Here is a 16,948-nt window from a genome sequence, read left to right as displayed (position 1 = left end):
ATGACTCTGATACCGGCTTTAGCGCCGTTTGCACAAACTCTGCCAACTAAGTCAGAAATTTGCTCGAATTCAAATAGAATTGGTGCTTCGTCAATGAAGAATATAGAAGCTGGACTACCTAATGCGCGTCGTAATGCTGCTGAATAGGCACTCAGAGATAGTACGGCTGCATCTTCACTATCTGATAGGTTTCTCAGAGCAAAAACTAATAGTTGTGCATCGGTAGGAAAGCTCGATGGTGCAGAAATGGCTTGTCCTACGCGACTAGAAAGCCAGAACCGTAAGCGCAACTGAATTTGACTAAGCGCGTCTTCTACTCTGCCAGTTAAAGTATTTAGCTGCAAGTGTTCTGATGAACAGAAAAACAGAAAATCTTTTAAGGTAGGCGTTTTCAGCCAAGCCTGAGTACCAAATCCTCCCGCCATCGCCTGTCGATATCGCTCTTTTATACCCTCATCAGCAAAAAAGGCTTCTAATGCTAAGTTGAGGAGCGATCGCACCGTTTGCGATAAAATTTGACTTTCAGTGGATGATCCTAAAACCATTGTCATCAAAGCTGATTCTAGGAAGGCGGTATAATCGTTAAAGCGATCGCGCTGTTGTTCTGGATCTAGCGATCGTAAGTCTGGCTGTTCAAATAAGTTATTTGATTGTTTGGAGATATCGAAATACGCTCCATTGGCCCCCATAAATTCTGTATAGTCAGTGAAAGTAGATGTCCCATCAGGTTTCGGGAAATCTAACGCCACAACAGGAATACCATGTGCCAAAGCCTGAGTTAAAATTCCTGATACCAACACCGATTTACCAGCACGAGTTGTCGCAAATAAAGCTAAATTTTTGTGTTGATTAAACAAATCTAAATGTATGGGTGTCCCGCCTTCTTCAGCAATCAACTCAAAGCCTTGTTTATCACCCTGTTTAGTTAAAACTAAAGGCATTAATCCGGGAACTTCACTGGTTAAATATAGCTGGCGACGATTGAAAGGTGTCGCTAACAAACCTTCCCAAACTATTGGTAGAGTTTGCAGCCAAATTTTCCAGGCGTATTCAGTTTCCCTAATTAATTTTGCTGGACGTTGAAAACAGTTTTCAATATATCTTGTTGCCTCATCTAATTTATCGACAGTTGAACGATGTACCAAAATAACGATACTCGTATAAATCGGGACTGCACCTTCAAATAATTGTTCTTGTGCTGCTACCGATTTCTTCAACTTTAATTGCGCGTTGACATCAATAGTTTTACTTTTTTCTTGAGCCATGATTGTCGTCATGTTTGACTGCTTCAAGACTCGTTGTAAAGTAGTTTTCACCATTGCTGGATTTGCCGCAGTCAACTCACAAAAAATCTCTGTATCTACTACTGTTTCTCTGGCCAAAAGTTCCCATAAATATCGTAGTTGAGTAGATTTATTTACCCAACCTCCGGGTTTTTCCAAAAATGACAATGCACCAATATAACGATTGTTAACATTAACCCAACGGCGATCGGCACAAGGTACACTAGACTCCATCAGCAAAGTTGTACCGTGGATATTCTCTAGAAGCAATTTAGTACTAGCTAAATCTGAATTAACTTGCTCGTGTAGCCCTTGTTCATCTAAAGTCATCAACTGGGGAATTGGTATTGGCTGGGTATCATTAAACCTTTTCCAGATGCCCTCCCAGAGTTCATCAGCTTTCAAAGGTTTGACATCCAATCCCATTTGATTAGATAAAATTTGTTCCCAGCGTAGAAAACCTTGCTTGTAAGCATTTATTATCAGCGTTTCTATGCGCTGGTTTTCTACATCTGAGAGATCCCCTTTAAATTTTAACCACCATGATTCAGCTCTAACTAAAAGCTTCTCTATCCAATCATCTGCATTTTTGGAGTTGGATTCAATGGTGTAAGTGACATAAATCCGTAAAAATTTCGGCTTGCGAACACCAGAAATAGTTAATTCTTTGACTCTGGCTCTTTCTGCCATCAACAAGTATTTGATATCTCGTGATGGCGCATTTCTGATTAGCGATAGTAATTCTTTTTGGCGCTCTTTGTCGGAACTAAAAGATCCTAAATGCAGTGTCATTCTTTCACCGCTAGGAATGTCTTTCAATCCGGCTTCAATGTTATTAAAGAGTGTATCGATTTGTTCGGCTCTTAAAGTGGTATGAATTCCCTTACAGTCAAAACCAAAAACAAAGCAAAACCGATCTCTTTGAGTGCCTTTTGTCAAAAGGTAAGCGCCAATATCACGTCCATTCATTGCGACACGTAGCATTGTCGCCAAGTGCAAGGCATCTTCAAATGGTGTTAATCTACCTTCATTTCCGGCGACGCCGACGCTTTGTTTTCCGATTTTTTGCTTCATTGTTAACTTCCAATAAGCTTTGATAACGAGCAAAGCCTCTTGTCCAAGCGGGAACGCCTATAAACTTACTTAAAAAACTCCAACTCCTACCACCAGTTAAAATCCACCAAGTTCCTATTCCCCAACCAGTCATTAGTATTGTCCACAACCACTTTTGAAATTCTTCTTGGAAAATGCCACCAAAAACTCCGTTGACAATAAAGTAGGAGGCTAAGGCAATTACAGTCCAAGGAAGAATTTGATCGGCAGGGATTGGCCCTAATGAGGGTTGGCTTCCTAGAACCTGATTGACTGGACGAAAATCTTGTTCCCGCTCTTGAGACATTTGAAATATGAAATATCTGAATTATTTACTGCCCTTGTGGCCCAATTACAAAGCGTGTGAGTACATCAGCAACGGTAACAGCAACAACAACTAATAGGGGAGTTCTAGCAATACTTTGCCAATCCTCATCTTTACGCACTGCATTAATCACACCAACTAGAGAAATTGCAATATAGAGTAAGTATATCGCCCGCAACACATTAAATATTAAACTTATTGCTGCTTCACTACCACCACCAGCTGTTTGCGCTCCACCTAAGTTTCTTTTGAAAAACCTTTCAGCTTCTCCAAAAAACTGTGCTTGTGCAGGGGCTGCAAACCAGTCTAACCAATACAAACTCAAAATTACGGCTGCTGCTAATATTTGTAATATTATTAGCGATCGCCTTGGTAAATTCACCTGTTGCCCAATCTGCTGGGTGATGACTGCAATTAAACTACCAACTAGTAAACAAAAAAGCAAAATAGGACTATTTAGGCTGATAACGCTTACAAGTACAGCACAAGCAATTAAAAAGGGTACAGATTCCCCCAGAATAATCAAGCTGGATTTCAGCCCCAGTTTTAACTTCTGAGATCCTTTGAGTGCGCTACCAGTTAAAGCTTTGAAAAAGTTTCTCTTGTGAGAACTTTGTCTAGACATTGCTAATTTTCCTATGGTGTACTTGAGTGTTTATTGTCTAAAAATTTACAATATTTAAGTCAATTTAACATGATTTAACATTTATTTTTAATAAAATTATAAACTTTTCAGTAAAATGTTATTTTGGATACAAACTATTATTCATTTAAGTTAATTAAATATTAATTTTGGTTTAACAAAGAAGTATGCATGGTTTGAGAAACTAGGTTTCGAGCTTTAAAGCAGAACTGCTAGAGTCCTCCTAAGCTGTTTCTATGCCAGCGCTTTTGCCTCAACGAGAAGTTAGTATCGGTAGAAACGCGATAAAATGCTTGGGAGCATAGTTACAAGTTCTATAGTAAACATTTTATTACTCCAAGCCACTGTTTTGTATGGATAAGACCTTACAAAATATACTACATTAATGGCTACAAGTTTGGGGGAGTTCACACCGTTGTAGCTAAGTGTTCCATCTGCAAAGCCCTTTGGGAATAATTTTGGAGATTGATTGTGTTAACACTACCATTCGCATGTAGTTAATTTCAGTCTACCGTTACTAGCAGGAAATAGACTACACTTTATCCTTTCAGCTAAATATCGCAATCCTATTTAATTTTTGAAAAAATACTTACAAATAGAAAGCTGTTTTTGCAACTAAGTGCAAAGTGCGTTATCTGGATAGAATCAATAACAAAGTTTATAGCACTAGCCTTTTTAAGGTGAGCATCTGTACTATCCAAGCTTTTATGGCATTTCAGGTATAGGTTGCCATTGAGCAAAGAATCTATGTATTAGACCTCTTGTATAAGTCAAAAACAAGAACCCCACCCCCCCAAAGCTACGCTTTGCCTCCCCTCCCCGCTTGCGGGGAGGGGTTGGGGGTGGGGTGTTAGGGACTTTTGCAATAGGTTTTATTAAACTCTAAATTTTTTCGACTGTAAATTAAGCGATGCCTTATCTACGATAGGCTTTTGCGATCTCTCCGATTTAGGTAAAAAAAGTTCAACGGTCAACTATGTTATGATTAAGTATATTGAGAAATATTTTCGGTCATGTGACTGACTATATAGACACCTCTCCGAATCTATATCTCTACACCCCTTGATTCTAAAGGTGTCTACACCATTTGATTCTAGAGGTGTTTTATGTCAGTTTATATTACTGTATTGGAATACATTGGGTGAAACTGGTATTGCAAGGCGGAAGTCAAAATGCTTTAATTTTAGGTTTCCTGGCTGTTTGGAATGGTAGGTTTATTTCCGCCGATCTGTATTAGAATGCTACTTATTTAAGCTAGATTTATATCTTCGACTTATTGAAGAAGTCAGGCACATGGCAGCAATTTTTGCTTAAGTAAGTGGGATTGGACAGTAAATTGTATCACAAACCCAGACAACATACGAAAAATACTTGAACTTATGCCAACGGATATAATTACCCGTCCTGAATCCCTCACAGAAGATTGCTTTTTTACTTATGCCCTTGGGACTGATTTGCATGATACTAATTCGACTGCCCAATATTTACGCAGAATCAGGAAAGAAGATAAACCCTATATCGACATAGCTGTTTCTCCCAGACCTGGCTATCGATTTGAGGTCTGCCTTATCCCTGTTGAAGGATTTGCTAAAGAAACAATATTGACAAAAGATGGATTCGCCAAAGCTTTAGCGATTATTTGTGCTGTCTCTAACAAAGCTAGGAAGCGATTCCCCTCAGGAAATGGACAAGAAATTGTCCGGTGTCAATTTAGCAACTTAGCTGATGCAGTCGCTGTAGCGAACAGATTGTCTGCATTACCATCTGATATGTATGAAACTCTCGCCAAGGTATCAAATACATTGTGAGTTGGCGTCCGCTTGAAGATTTATTATTAGAACTGACGCGAAGACATTTTAATGGTAAGTAATTAAACGGACAAGAGAATAAAAAACTCAATGGTTCGTATTTAATCTGTTGAGAAAAGACTTGTTATACAAGGCTTTTGACCCTAGTGGACAATTTTCCTGTTTTTGCACAGTGACCCTGAATTGAAAGTGAGTTTTTTTTATGCCTACAAGTCCTTTGCGTGAAGAACCTCGTAACCAGCGAGCGCCTGTAATTCGTACAAGTAATGAGTTTATTCTCTTGGAATGGTTAAAGTCAACTGGTCGTCTAATAGAACGGGAACATCAAGAATCTGAGTATTTAACTGAAGTAGAAGAAATTTCAGAAATGATAGACCTTGATGATATCCCTTACGATCATGACGATGATGATAGTGATATGGATATAGAAGCGTAATTCGTAATTCGTAATTCATAATTCGTAGTTACCCTAAACATTTCATTGATTCCCGACTTTTCTAAAAAGTCGGGAATCTTAGTATTAGTGTTTAAGTAATAGATAAAATAATTGTCCATTACTGACTGTGACACCAGCGCGATCGCCTGCTAATTTCCCAGTACCTAAAAAATAATCTACCCTACCTGCACCTTTAATTGCACCTCCAGCATCTTGGTCAAGAACATAGCGACTAACGATGCGCTCCTCTATTTTTCCGGTAGGATTAACAAAGGGAATAGAGGCGCGAATCAACGCTAAAGCACCAGGGGGCATGAGGGATTTATCTGTAGCGATAGAACGCTCTGCTGTTAGTGGTACGTTGATAGAACCTTGGGCTGGTTCACCGTGGTTTTCTTGAAAAAAAACAAAACTGCGATCGCGCGGAATATAAATATTTAATTCTTGGGGATGCTTTTGGAAATAGTCCAGAATAATTGGCATAGTCATCCCTTCTAGCGGTAATTTGCCATCATTCGCTAATTCTCGCCCAATGCTTTTGTAGTTATAAGCAATATTACCCGCATAGCCGATTGTTGTCTGACTACCATCAGGAAGCTGAAGTCGTGCTGAACCTTGAATTTGAGCTAGATATGGTTCAAGGCGATCGCGAAACCAAAACAACTCTAATCCTCGTAATTTTCCTTTTGCAGCTTGTAAACCATCTGCTCCTTCTAATTCTTCACGGGTAGGATGAGGTTTAGTCCAGGAGTTTAAATCAGGAGGTAATTGATAAACAGGATAACGATATTCTGCTGTGGGGACGCGACTGGCTGCGTAAAGCGGTTCATAATAGGCGGTGAATAAAACGGAACCTTTGGTGTCTTTACCGACTGACTGGTAAAGAACAAATTCCCGTTCGATGGCTTGATGTAATTCTGTTGCAGAATTAGTTGTTAGTAGGAGTTCGCGGAATCTTTTCAAGCTTTTAATGACGCGATCGCGCCTAATCTGTGCCACCTGATAGTTTTGATAAGCAGCCGCAGCATTAGCCGTTTGCAGGTATTGCAGACTGCGAGCGATCGCACTTAACAGCGCCTTTTTGTCTGGTATTTCTCCATAGAGAACTTCATCAAAACAAGAGGTATCACCTTGACAACAAGTAACTGGTAGCCTCTGAATTAATGGTGCTTTTTGATTTTCAGCAGTCGATGAAACTGGTATATCCCACTTTTTCACGCGACATTCAGGCGGGCTAAGTTCCTGATACGCTAAAGATTGCATACGCACCAGGAAAATTGACAAAACTACAGGTAAGCTGATGGTGATAACTTTGTTAAACTTTCCTAACCCAGCAAGCGTTTTTTTCATCAAAATTAAAAATTTTTGATATTATCCCACTTCCCTTAAATTCAAAAACAATGTAATTATTTGACAATATCAAAATCTTCCCCCACTCCCCACTCCCTATTCATTCATATTGCGGTAAGTTGCAACTGCTGAAGGCGATATCCGGTTCAAATATCGGAATATCCAATATTTAAATATAGTATCTAAAATTACTGGAAATGTAGCAATAAATAAGAAGATAAAATCTCGATTTGCTGGTAATCCCCAATGACGCGATACACCTTCTAAGAGTACTTCCCAGCCATGAGGAGAGTGGAAACCTACAAATATATCGGTAAATAAAATAATGATAAATGCCTTGGCACTATCACTAAGTCCATAGACAATACGATCAAAGAAATCTTTAATCACAGCAATAGAAGACTTGCTGACGAGTAAAAGCCAAATAAAAGCACCCACCGAGAAAATATCTGCAAAAACATTTTTGATAGCATTAGAGCTTTCGTTACGAAATTCCTCAGCAATCTCACCCGCCCTCTTTTTCATTTCAATTTCTATCTGATTGGGCAACAGTGGCGGGGCATTTCTAATGAAATTTTCAAATTTGAGTTTTTCTTCAAATCTTTGTAATTGGACAAGGGCTTCCTCTTCCATTTCGGAATTAAGGAATATCTGCATTTGGTCAGTGTCTCTAAACTCCTCAACAAGTGGGCCTACTACAAAACCTTTTGCTATCTGATGCGTCAAAAGTGGTACAATAACTAATAGTAAAATAAATCTAATAGATATTATTGTTCTTCTTTGAGTTTGACGAAAATTCTGAATCACTTCTTGTTCAGAATTCGGATCTAATTCAACTTGTAGACGAGTGATAGTACTTAAAATAGAGCGAGGTAAAACGCCCATTGTATCGGCTTTAAGCTTTGATTTTGGTCTGTTATCCGAGCTTTGAACTGTTATTTTTGGTGGTATTGGAGCGTTAACACGCAGCAGATTGTCCTCAGATATTACAGGATCAACTGGTATATTTGGAGGTTTGACTACTAAAGCTTTAGAAGTTATCTGATCAGAAATTATTGTGTATTTGGATATAACTTGATCGATAAAGTTAAGCTTTTCCAAAACCAAAGAAGGACTGGGATGCTCTATACCTGCTTTTTGAGCAGCTTTTTGATTCTCTTCATCTAGAAACCAACGGCTTGCTCTAAACTCTGTAAGCCGCATCTTGGCAGTTTTTAATAGCTTTTTTAAGTCTGACTCAAAATAATCCATCACGCTGTTACTGTACATGGCTGAGTCAATGTCTATTTTATTACCATTAAAATGCTTATTTTCTATTTCCTTAATTTTTAATGCTGCATCGTAAGCTTGATCTAAAGAACGTTCAGGAGTTTGTAAATACCATCGGTAAGTATCAAGTAAGAAAGAATATATTTTTTGGCTAAAAACAGAGTTTTTCATTGGAGATAATCATCCAGCATTATTTGGTGATTCTTAACCTTAAGTTAACGCACGAGATATACTAGCAAATCTATAAGGAGGAAGTTTGTGGTTTCTCATTCGGTTTGGATTGTTGGCACTAGCCGCAGTGGTAAGACAGCTCGTTTGGTAGAGCAATTTTGTAGTTGGGTACAACCTAAGAAGCAGTACGATGAATCATTTTATACTAAAAAAATATCACGTAAAAAAGGCGTTCATATACCCGAATTTTTATATCTTAAACAAACAGAGCCAGGAGTTTTAGTCTTAGCTGCTAATGATGATAATCGGCGAGAATTGGGAGATATAATTGTTACATCTACTTTAGGAAAATATCCAGTGCGTGCCAAGACACCGCTAGGTTTTTTTCAGGATGAAGTTATTTTATTTTGGCCATTGCTAATTAACTCGTTGAGCCTGAAGGCACAGTTTCCGGTAAGATTGCGCCCAGAAACGGAGCAAGAGTTAGCAACCAAACTCTGGCGTCCCCAATTAGACGAAGAAATTTTACGTGTTGCGGGAGTAAATGAATCTCGCTTGGTGCGTCGCATTCTCGACTTATTGCAATTAGCAGCTTACAGTGGTGTACCTTGCGAAGATATTGCCCAGATTTTGACAAGGGGTCTGGGGGAAAATCCTACAACTTTAGAGCCGGAATTTCTCGCCTCTTTGCTCCTAGATTGGCGTAACTGGTGTTTAGAGAGGGGGTTACTAACTTATGGCATTATTACTGAACTGTATAGTCAGCATTTATTAAGCGATCGCAATTATCAGCAGTACCTAACTAAACGCTATCAGGCGGTACTGGCGGATGATGTAGATGATTATCCTAGCGTAGCGCGTCTTTTGTTTGAATTGCTATTAAATCAAGGTGCAGTCGGGGCGTTTAGTTACAATCCCGATGGTGCAGTGCGATTGGGATTGGGAGCAGACCCCAACTACCTAGAAGGGTTAGCAGAACGTTGTCGGGTTGAAATCTTGACCGGGCCTCCTCCAGAGTCCCTTGGTGAGCAAGCTAAACAGATGGTGGAATTACTCACAGAACCGATGGTACTGTTGAGCTTACCAAAAACCGTGCATTCAATTCAAACCACCTCCCGCGCCCAACTATTGCGGCAAACAGCAGAGGAAATTGCTAATGCCATCCAATCACAGCAAATAGAACCAGAAGAAGTGGCGATTATTGCACCAGGTTTAGATGCGATCGCTCGTTATACTCTAGTAGAAATCCTTGTTAAGCAAAACATCCAGGTAGAATCGTTGAATGACCAACGTCCTTTAGTTAGTTCACCCGTCATTCGCGCATTACTCACCATGCTGGCACTAGTTTATCCCGGCTTGGGACGCCTCGTAGACCGGGATGCCGTCGCAGAAATGCTAGTTGTCTTGAGTAGGAAACAACAACCAGCAGATAACTCCCCACTCCCCACTCCCCACTCCCCATTGAACACTGATATTGATCCGGTTCGCGCTGGTTTGATTGCAGATTACTGCTTTGTACCGCATCCCGATCGCCCCAACTTGCTACCAGTGTCAGCCTTCGAGCGCTGGGATAGAATCGGCTATGCAGGAACTACAGCATATAATGAGATATTGCAGTGGTTAGAACAACAGCGATCGCAACAAGAACTGCGGTTAATTCCCAGTCCCATTTCCCTGTTAGACAGAGCAATTCAGCGCTTTTTGTGGAATGGTAGCAATCTCCCCTACGAGCAACTAGCAGCATTACGAGAATTATTAGAAACGGCTCAACATTACTGGGAAATCGACACCAGATTACGACAAATTGCCCCAGTTGAGACAACGCCTCACACAACTATTATTGAATTCATTCAATTACTGCAACGTGGTACAATCACCGCCAATCCTTACCCTGTGCGTCCCATTGGTGGAGCCAGAAAGGCTGTCACCTTAGCAACTATATTTCAATATCGATCTAGTAGGCGATCGCACCGTTGGCATTTTTGGCTGGATGCTGGTTCACCTCTATGGGCGAAAGGTGGTGCAGCAACTTTGTTTGGTGCGCCTTTTTTCCTACGAGATAGGTTAGGCGAACCTTGGACAGCAGAAGATGAAAAATTGGCAGAAGAACAAAGACTGCGAAAAATATTGACAGATTTACTGTCTCGTGTATCCGAGAGAGTTTATTTGTGTCACAGCGATTTAGCAGTGAATGGACAAGAACAACTAGGGCCGCTGTTACCCTTAGTGAATGCTTGTGTGACGGTTATTTCTGAGGCTACTGCTAACTAAGGCTCAGATTCCCAACTTCTTAAAGAAGTCGGGGATTTTGTTGTAAAATATTTTTTTGTATTGAGTAGTAATTGTCCCTTTTTGAACATTGAGGTTTGGGGTTAATCTTTGCAAATTTCGGGACTGTGGTTGAATTAGAACAGGAGAACGAGCGGGGACTTGATCACGCCTCAAAAGCAAAGGAATACTGAGAAGTCCTAAAATAATTACTACTCCGGTCATTATCCAAACCATTAACCTATTTGGTCTATAATCTGCTCGTTCAATTTGCCAGAAAACTTGGTTGTATCGCCACGCAGCTAAGGCAACAGTCAAAATTCCACAAATTACCAAAGCCAAACCCAAATTTTCCGAATTGGATAATGGATTTACCGGAGGTTCTTGTTGAGTAATAGCAATATTCAACTGGCGCAGAAATATACCAAATCGCGCAATAGCAAAACCAAAGCTAATCAATGCAATAGAAGTGCGTAGCCAAGCTAGAAAGGTACGTTCGTTTGCTTGATGCTCCCTTTGACGATCAATTTTTGGTATTTTATCCATGAGTATTTTCTGACGCCAATTTACCCTTGAAAAGTATCCATAACATTGATAAATAACATGGACTAGCGCCACAAGGTTAACAAAGTGCATTGAAGTAAAAGTCTGTACTTAGGACTCTGAGAAAACCCCAAGCGATCGCGAGAATCTTTACAATAGTAAATAAGGTAAAGATATATATCATCAAAATCAATGGGACTATTCGGATTTGGCAAAAAGTCAGTTATGCCTACACCTGAGGAAGCTTTGCCAGGAAGGGCACAATCTATCTCAGTACCTGCGGCTCATTATGTCAACAAAAATCCCTTACAACCCCCTTATCCCGATGGATTAGAGAAGGTAATTTTTGGCTTGGGCTGTTTTTGGGGTGCAGAACGCAAATTCTGGCAACTTAAAGGAGTTTACACCACCGCAGTGGGTTACGCTGCTGGGTTCACACCCAACCCCACTTATGAAGAGGTATGTAGTGGGCGAACTGGTCACAATGAAGTGGTGTTAGTTGTATTTGATCCCAAACTAATTAGTTATTCCGAACTGCTCAAAGTCTTTTGGGAAAGCCACAATCCTACCCAAGGAATGCGCCAAGGTAATGATGCTGGCACTCAATACCGTTCGGGAATTTATGTATATTCCGAAAGTCAAAAGCAACTAGCAGAATCATCGCGCGAAGCTTATCAGGAAGCTCTCAACGGTGCAGGTTATGGCAAGATTACTACAGAAATCTTGGATGCGCCGGAATTCTATTATGCCGAAGCTTACCATCAGCAATACCTGGCTAAAAATCCCAACGGCTATTGTGGTTTAGGAGGGACAAACGTATCTTGTCCCGTGGGTGTAGTTGAATCGCAACTTAGTAGTTAGAAATTGAGTTGGTAAGGTAGTCAATTTAACATGAGTTAAACCAATTCGCAATTCGCAATGACGCGACGCTCCTGCGTCGCTATCGCGGACTCGCCTTGCGCGTCGCTAACGCAATTACGTTTTGAGATAGCGAAGCGTTAGCGAGTCTGCGAGCGTCTGGGGATTTAAACCCCAACCCAAAACAAGCAATTCCCTTTGGGGATGGAGAATTAACCCCTATACTTTGTTAACTTTTCACAGGTGTGTAGAACAAAAGATGAGGTTATATTTTAGTAACATTTATGCATAGGTGTGCATAAATCTATACAAAGCTATCCTTACTGAGACATAAATAAACCTAACAATTTATTTTTGCATACGTGTGCAAAAATAATTTCAATACAGGTCTTGCACACTTATGCATAAGCTAGAGTACGAAAGTAGCATTTAACAAATACAGGCATATTTTAGTTAACTACGAAAAGAACAAAAAATTATTTTTATTTATAATAGTCGGCATATTATTCTACCCCTATAAGATAGATTTAAAAGCAAATATTTTCCTCCTATAGTATTAACTTTCTCAATTTTGCTTGAGTTAAATATATTATAAGCTGTTGCGCCTTTAATTTGCACTAATATTTTTTCAATATGATTGTAGGGTGGGCATCTTGCCCGCCCTGATAATGCAAGTTGTATACGTAACAGCTTATTAACTTTTTTTCAACTCCACCTCGGCTGAAAATCACTTAATTTTCGCAAATGCTTTAGTGGTAAAACCTTAAACTACATAGAGATAGAATAGGTTTCTTAATTTTGTAAAGTTCGATAAACGGGGATCGTATTTGCAATAATGCACGTTAAACTAAAACAATGTAATAGGAAATGCAAATTTCCCACTTTGATAAGATCAGTTCTACTAATTTTAGTTAAAAGCTGTTTTTAGCCCACCACTTCCAAATGTTGTTTCACAAAAAAATGTGATTTTGGGACGTAGTGTAGCGCTTATAGTTTTGTTTGAAAAAATAAAACATCTAATTTAGAGAAATTAATAGCGCTAACTCAAATAAAACCACATTATTATAAGACATTTGAGAGTAGTTGAAATTACCAAAACTAGCAATATTGCTAGGTTATATCTGAAGTCTTTAGATTTAGCTCATATCGTGATAGCTTTCCAACTTTATATTCTACTGACCTCTTTCAAATTTAAATCGGTTGTAAAAATAGATGAATATGAAAAGAATTCTGCTCATAGCTGGTATATTAGGTTTGGCTGTTGTTGGTTGCACAAATGGCGCTCAAAATGACAACACTGCTATTAATACTACTGGTACTAATACTGCAATCAATACTAGTGCAGAAACTAAAACCGTCACTGGGAATAAAAAATTACGAGCGGTTGGCTTCACCGTTGGCGATCTAAGTAACCCTTTCTTCGTCGTTATGGGACAAGCAGTTGAAGCAGAAGCGAAGAGAATTGGCGGAAAAGATGTCACTGTGATTGTAGCTTCCAGTGCTTATGACCTCAACCAACAAGCCAATCAAATTGAAAACTTTACTGCTGCCAATGCTGACATCATTGTTTTAAATGCTGCTGATAAAAGCGGAATTAGACCAATAGTTGAAAGGGCAAAACAAGCAGGTAAAATTGTTATTGCTGTAGACACAGGCGCTGAAGGAGGTGTGGATGCCACCATCACTACTAATAATGTCCAAGCTGGAGAAGTTAGTTGTAAATATATTGCTGACCGCCTCAAAGGTAAAGGCAATGTAGTAATAGTTAACGGGCCACCAGTAGACTCGGTGATTCAGCGAATTACTGGCTGCGAAAATGTATTATCCAAATATCCCGATATCAAAATCCTCTCCAAAAACCAGAATGCAGAGGGTAGTAGGGATGGAGGACTCAGAGTTATGAGTGATTTGCTCACAACCTTTCCGAAGATTGATGCTGTTTTTGCCATCAACGATCCGAGTGGACTTGGCGCAGAACTAGCAGCAAACCAAGCACAACGGAAAGAATTCTTTATTGTAGGGGTTGATGGTGCGCCAGAAGCAATCACTGCGATCGCTACTAAAAATAGTTTATATGCTGCAACTGCTACTCAAAATCCCCGAGGAATGGCCCGAAAAGCAGTTCAGGTTGGATATGACATCTTAAATGGTAGAAAACCTAGCAATCCTACCATTTTGATTCCAGTTAAGTTGATCACCAAAAATAATATCAGCACAGAAAAAGGCTGGTAAATAATACAAATTGTTAACTGTAAATTAACAAGTAATCTTAATCTGAATTGAGTCTTTTGGTGCATTGACAGACTTTTTGCACATACCCATGATGTATATAGATGCATTTGCGAAAAGCCCTAAATTTTGGAAGACGGACTTTAGAATTTTCCAAGATAATGGTCGGTTTTTAAAAGATGATTTTGTGATGATTTTAATTTCACATCAGGTGTGAGTTTATTGATTTATAACTCACATCTGCAAATTTTCAATTCTTTTTAAAAGTTCTGCTCATGACAACAACTATTGAAAACTCATTTCCTGATACACCAACCACCACTCCGGTGTTAGAAATGCAGGGAATTACGAAACGATTTCATGGTGTATCTGCACTCCAAAATGTCAATCTGACGATTTATCCAGGAGAAGTTCACGCCCTCATGGGTGAAAACGGAGCAGGTAAAAGCACATTGATGAAAATCCTAGCTGGGGCTTACATTGCTGATGAAGGAGAAATTCGCATCAATGGTCAACCCCTGAAAATTACCGATCCGGCGACAGCACGTAAGGCGGGTATTAATCTCATCTATCAAGAACTGAATGTTGCACCTAATTTAACCGTTGCCGAAAATATGTTTATGGGTAGCGAGTTGCGGCGAGGTCAGCTTTTAGACCGCAAAGCTATGCAACACGAAGCAGAGCAAGTGCTGGAAAGCCTTGGAGCTAATTTTACAGCGCAGACTGTAGTTAGTACCTTAGCGATCGCAGAACAGCAGCAAGTAGAAATTGCCAGGGCGTTGAAGGACAAAAGCCGCGTTTTGGTGATGGATGAGCCAACAGCAGCACTGTCTGACCGCGAAAGTGAGCATTTGTTTGAAGTAATTCGCAAACTACGGCGTGACGGCATTGCCATTATCTACATCAGCCATCGCATGGAAGAAATCTATGCCCTAGCTGACCGGATTAGCGTGCTGCGCGATGGTCAATATATTGGCAGTTTGACACGCAGTGAAATTTCTCCCCAACGATTGGTGCAGATGATGGTTGGTCGCTCCATACAAGACTTTTACGAACATCAACGACAAATGCATCCGGGCCCAGTCGTGCTGGAAGTCAGAAATATGAGCGATGCGCGTAAGAAGGTTGAGCCGACTAGTTTTAAAGTTCATGCTGGAGAAATAGTTGGTTTAGCCGGGCTGGTTGGTGCAGGACGCACAGAACTATCCCGGCTAGTTTTTGGTGCAGACCGCAAAGCCAGTGGTGAGGTATTCTTGAATGGCAAAAAACTGGAAATTAATAGCCCTAGTGATGCCATTGCGGCCGGAATTGGCTACGTCCCAGAAGACCGCAAAGATCAAGGTTTATTTCTGGAGATGAGCGCCCGCAAGAATATTGCCATCAACACACTCAAGCAGGATGCAAAAGTTGGAGTTGTTAACTGGGGTTCAGTTAATCGGCTGTCAACAGACGCGGTGGAAAACTTTAATATCCGCCTAGCCAATTTGGAAATTAGAGCGCTCGATCTTTCTGGTGGGAATCAGCAGAAGCTACTGCTAGCGCGTTGGTTAGCCATTAAACCGAGAGTTTTGATGTTAGATGAGCCAACACGCGGCGTAGATATCGGTGCCAAAAGCGAAATTTACCGAATTATGAGCGAATTGGCAGCACAAGGTATCGCTATTTTAATGGTTTCCAGCGAACTATCAGAGATTGTTGGTATGAGCGATCGCGTCTTAGTCATGCGAGAAGGCCAGCTGGTAGGCGAACTGGACGGCAGTCTTGGTAAAGAAATCACCCAAGAAAAGATTATGCACTATGCAACTGGAGCATCGGAGGTATTAGAATCATGAGTCAGACAGTCAGACCGCCTGCCAATAAATTAGCCAACAATCCCGCATCCCGCAACCGCAAATCAATTAGCAGTCTATTGGAAGTTGCCGGAATTCTGCCAATCCTAATAATTATCTGCATCTTATTTGCATTCCTTTCTCCCAACTTCCTCACAGCCGGTAACATCGTTAATATTTTGCGCCAGTCATCAATCAATATTGTGCTGGCGACAGGAATGACCTTTGTAATTCTCACCGGAGGTATTGACCTTTCTGTTGGTTCAATGTTGGGTGTTTCTGCCGTAGTTGCCTTACTGGTATCACTACTGCCAGCTTTGAGTTGGGCGGCCGTGCCTGCTGCGTTGCTCGCAGGATTGCTTTTAGGCTTAGTCAACGGCGCTATCATCACCTTTTTGGATGTACCACCTTTTATTGTCACCTTGGGTTCACTTACAGCCTTGCGGGGTGTTGCCTTTTTAGTTGCCAAGGGGACAACGCTGATTAACCGTGACATAAATTTTGCTTGGGTAGGTAATACCTATATCGGCCCGATTCCTTGGCTAGTGATAATTGCACTACTGACTGTGATAGCTAGCTGGTTTGTCTTGCGGCAAACTGTTTTAGGAGTGCAGATATATGCCGTTGGTGGTAACGAACGGGCAGCCAGATTAACAGGGATTAAAGTTAATCGGGTCTTGCTATTTGTCTATGGTATTAGTGGATTACTGGCAGGTTTAGCAGGAATCATGAGTGCCAGCCGTCTTTATAGTGCTAGTGGCATCTTAGGTCAAGGTTACGAATTAGATGCGATCGCAGCTGTTATTCTAGGTGGAACCAGCTTCACAGGCGGTATTGGTACTAT

12 protein-coding genes and 1 pseudogene are annotated in these 16,948 nt (G+C 40.5%); 7 read left to right on the top strand and 6 right to left on the bottom strand.

Going from position 1 to position 16,948, the window contains the following annotated elements; genetic code table 11:
• From VE944_RS15985 to VE944_RS15975, 3 genes are all read right to left on the bottom strand, one after another.
• Positions 1 to 2,357 (bottom strand): hypothetical protein (locus VE944_RS15985; RefSeq protein WP_324978646.1); only part of this gene is annotated, 2,357 nt, incomplete at its 3' end.
• Positions 2,311 to 2,682: a hypothetical protein gene (locus VE944_RS15980; RefSeq protein WP_324978644.1), complete on the bottom strand. Its 372-nt coding sequence runs from the start codon at positions 2,680 to 2,682 to the stop codon at positions 2,311 to 2,313. The genes VE944_RS15980 and VE944_RS15985, both read right to left, overlap by 47 nt.
• Positions 2,683 to 2,707: 25 nt before the next feature.
• The gene (locus VE944_RS15975) at positions 2,708 to 3,325 is read right to left on the bottom strand and encodes a hypothetical protein (protein WP_324978642.1); all 618 of its coding nucleotides are present in this window, start codon (positions 3,323 to 3,325) and stop codon (positions 2,708 to 2,710) included.
• 1,397 nt (positions 3,326 to 4,722) lie between these two features.
• Between VE944_RS15975 and VE944_RS15970 the strand changes: the two genes are divergently transcribed.
• Both VE944_RS15970 and VE944_RS15965 read left to right on the top strand, forming a co-directional pair.
• Positions 4,723 to 5,151 carry a hypothetical protein gene (locus VE944_RS15970; protein WP_324978640.1) on the top strand — a complete coding sequence of 143 codons (429 nt, stop codon included), beginning with the start codon at positions 4,723 to 4,725 and terminating at the stop codon, positions 5,149 to 5,151.
• A 202-nt stretch (positions 5,152 to 5,353) separates the two neighbouring features.
• Positions 5,354 to 5,587, top strand: coding sequence for a DUF3134 domain-containing protein (locus VE944_RS15965; RefSeq protein ID WP_324978639.1), 234 nt, complete (start codon positions 5,354 to 5,356; stop codon positions 5,585 to 5,587).
• 84 nt (positions 5,588 to 5,671) lie between these two features.
• Here VE944_RS15965 and mltA read toward each other — a convergent pair whose 3' ends face one another.
• Together mltA and VE944_RS15955 are read right to left on the bottom strand one after the other, a co-directional pair.
• A complete protein-coding gene (mltA, locus tag VE944_RS15960) occupies positions 5,672 to 6,937 on the bottom strand; it encodes a murein transglycosylase A (protein ID WP_324978637.1) in 1,266 nt (421 codons plus the stop codon).
• Positions 6,938 to 7,033: 96 nt separating this feature from the next.
• On the bottom strand, positions 7,034 to 8,377 hold the full coding sequence (locus tag VE944_RS15955) for a proton extrusion protein PcxA (RefSeq protein WP_324978636.1): 1,344 nt from the start codon (positions 8,375 to 8,377) through the stop codon (positions 7,034 to 7,036).
• Between the two features lie 87 nt (positions 8,378 to 8,464).
• Between VE944_RS15955 and VE944_RS15950 the strand changes: the two genes are divergently transcribed.
• The gene (locus VE944_RS15950) at positions 8,465 to 10,648 is read left to right on the top strand and encodes a PD-(D/E)XK nuclease family protein (protein ID WP_324978635.1); all 2,184 of its coding nucleotides are present in this window, start codon (positions 8,465 to 8,467) and stop codon (positions 10,646 to 10,648) included.
• A 108-nt stretch (positions 10,649 to 10,756) separates the two neighbouring features.
• On the opposite strand, the pseudogene VE944_RS15945 reads toward VE944_RS15950, so the two are convergent.
• Positions 10,757 to 11,191: pseudogene (locus VE944_RS15945) on the bottom strand (YidH family protein); the annotation flags it as partial.
• A gap of 189 nt (positions 11,192 to 11,380) precedes the next feature.
• Between VE944_RS15945 and msrA the strand changes: the two are divergent.
• The 4 genes from msrA to VE944_RS15925 all read left to right on the top strand — a co-directional run.
• Positions 11,381 to 12,049 (top strand): peptide-methionine (S)-S-oxide reductase MsrA, encoded by a 669-nt coding sequence (gene msrA, locus VE944_RS15940; protein ID WP_324978633.1) that lies wholly within the window; start codon positions 11,381 to 11,383, stop codon positions 12,047 to 12,049.
• 1,215 nt (positions 12,050 to 13,264) lie between these two features.
• Entirely contained in the window at positions 13,265 to 14,278 is a 1,014-nt protein-coding gene (locus VE944_RS15935) for an ABC transporter substrate-binding protein (protein ID WP_324978631.1), read from the top strand.
• A 272-nt stretch (positions 14,279 to 14,550) separates the two neighbouring features.
• Positions 14,551 to 16,107, top strand: coding sequence for a sugar ABC transporter ATP-binding protein (locus tag VE944_RS15930; RefSeq protein WP_324978629.1), 1,557 nt, complete (start codon positions 14,551 to 14,553; stop codon positions 16,105 to 16,107).
• Positions 16,104 to 16,948: ABC transporter permease subunit (locus VE944_RS15925; RefSeq protein ID WP_324978627.1), on the top strand; the 845-nt coding region annotated here is incomplete at its 3' end. The genes VE944_RS15930 and VE944_RS15925, both read left to right, overlap by 4 nt.

Origin of the sequence: Nostoc sp., from assembly GCF_035638895.1 — a bacterium.
Classification (GTDB): domain Bacteria; phylum Cyanobacteriota; class Cyanobacteriia; order Cyanobacteriales; family Nostocaceae; genus Nostoc.
This window is presented reverse-complemented; position numbering and strand designations above follow the sequence as displayed.

What these genes read in the sequence shown, in the direction of transcription:
- VE944_RS15980 (WP_324978644.1), bottom strand. Translation starts at nt 2,682, where the DNA reads ATGTCTCAAGAGCGGGAACAAGATTTTCGTCCAGTCAATCAGGTTCTA.
- VE944_RS15975 (WP_324978642.1), bottom strand. Translation starts at nt 3,325, where the DNA reads ATGTCTAGACAAAGTTCTCACAAGAGAAACTTTTTCAAAGCTTTAACT.
- VE944_RS15970 (WP_324978640.1), top strand. Translation starts at nt 4,723, where the DNA reads ATGCCAACGGATATAATTACCCGTCCTGAATCCCTCACAGAAGATTGC.
- VE944_RS15965 (WP_324978639.1), top strand. Translation starts at nt 5,354, where the DNA reads ATGCCTACAAGTCCTTTGCGTGAAGAACCTCGTAACCAGCGAGCGCCT.
- mltA (WP_324978637.1), bottom strand. Translation starts at nt 6,937, where the DNA reads ATGAAAAAAACGCTTGCTGGGTTAGGAAAGTTTAACAAAGTTATCACC.
- VE944_RS15955 (WP_324978636.1), bottom strand. Translation starts at nt 8,377, where the DNA reads ATGAAAAACTCTGTTTTTAGCCAAAAAATATATTCTTTCTTACTTGAT.
- msrA (WP_324978633.1), top strand. Translation starts at nt 11,381, where the DNA reads ATGGGACTATTCGGATTTGGCAAAAAGTCAGTTATGCCTACACCTGAG.
- VE944_RS15935 (WP_324978631.1), top strand. Translation starts at nt 13,265, where the DNA reads ATGAAAAGAATTCTGCTCATAGCTGGTATATTAGGTTTGGCTGTTGTT.
- VE944_RS15930 (WP_324978629.1), top strand. Translation starts at nt 14,551, where the DNA reads ATGACAACAACTATTGAAAACTCATTTCCTGATACACCAACCACCACT.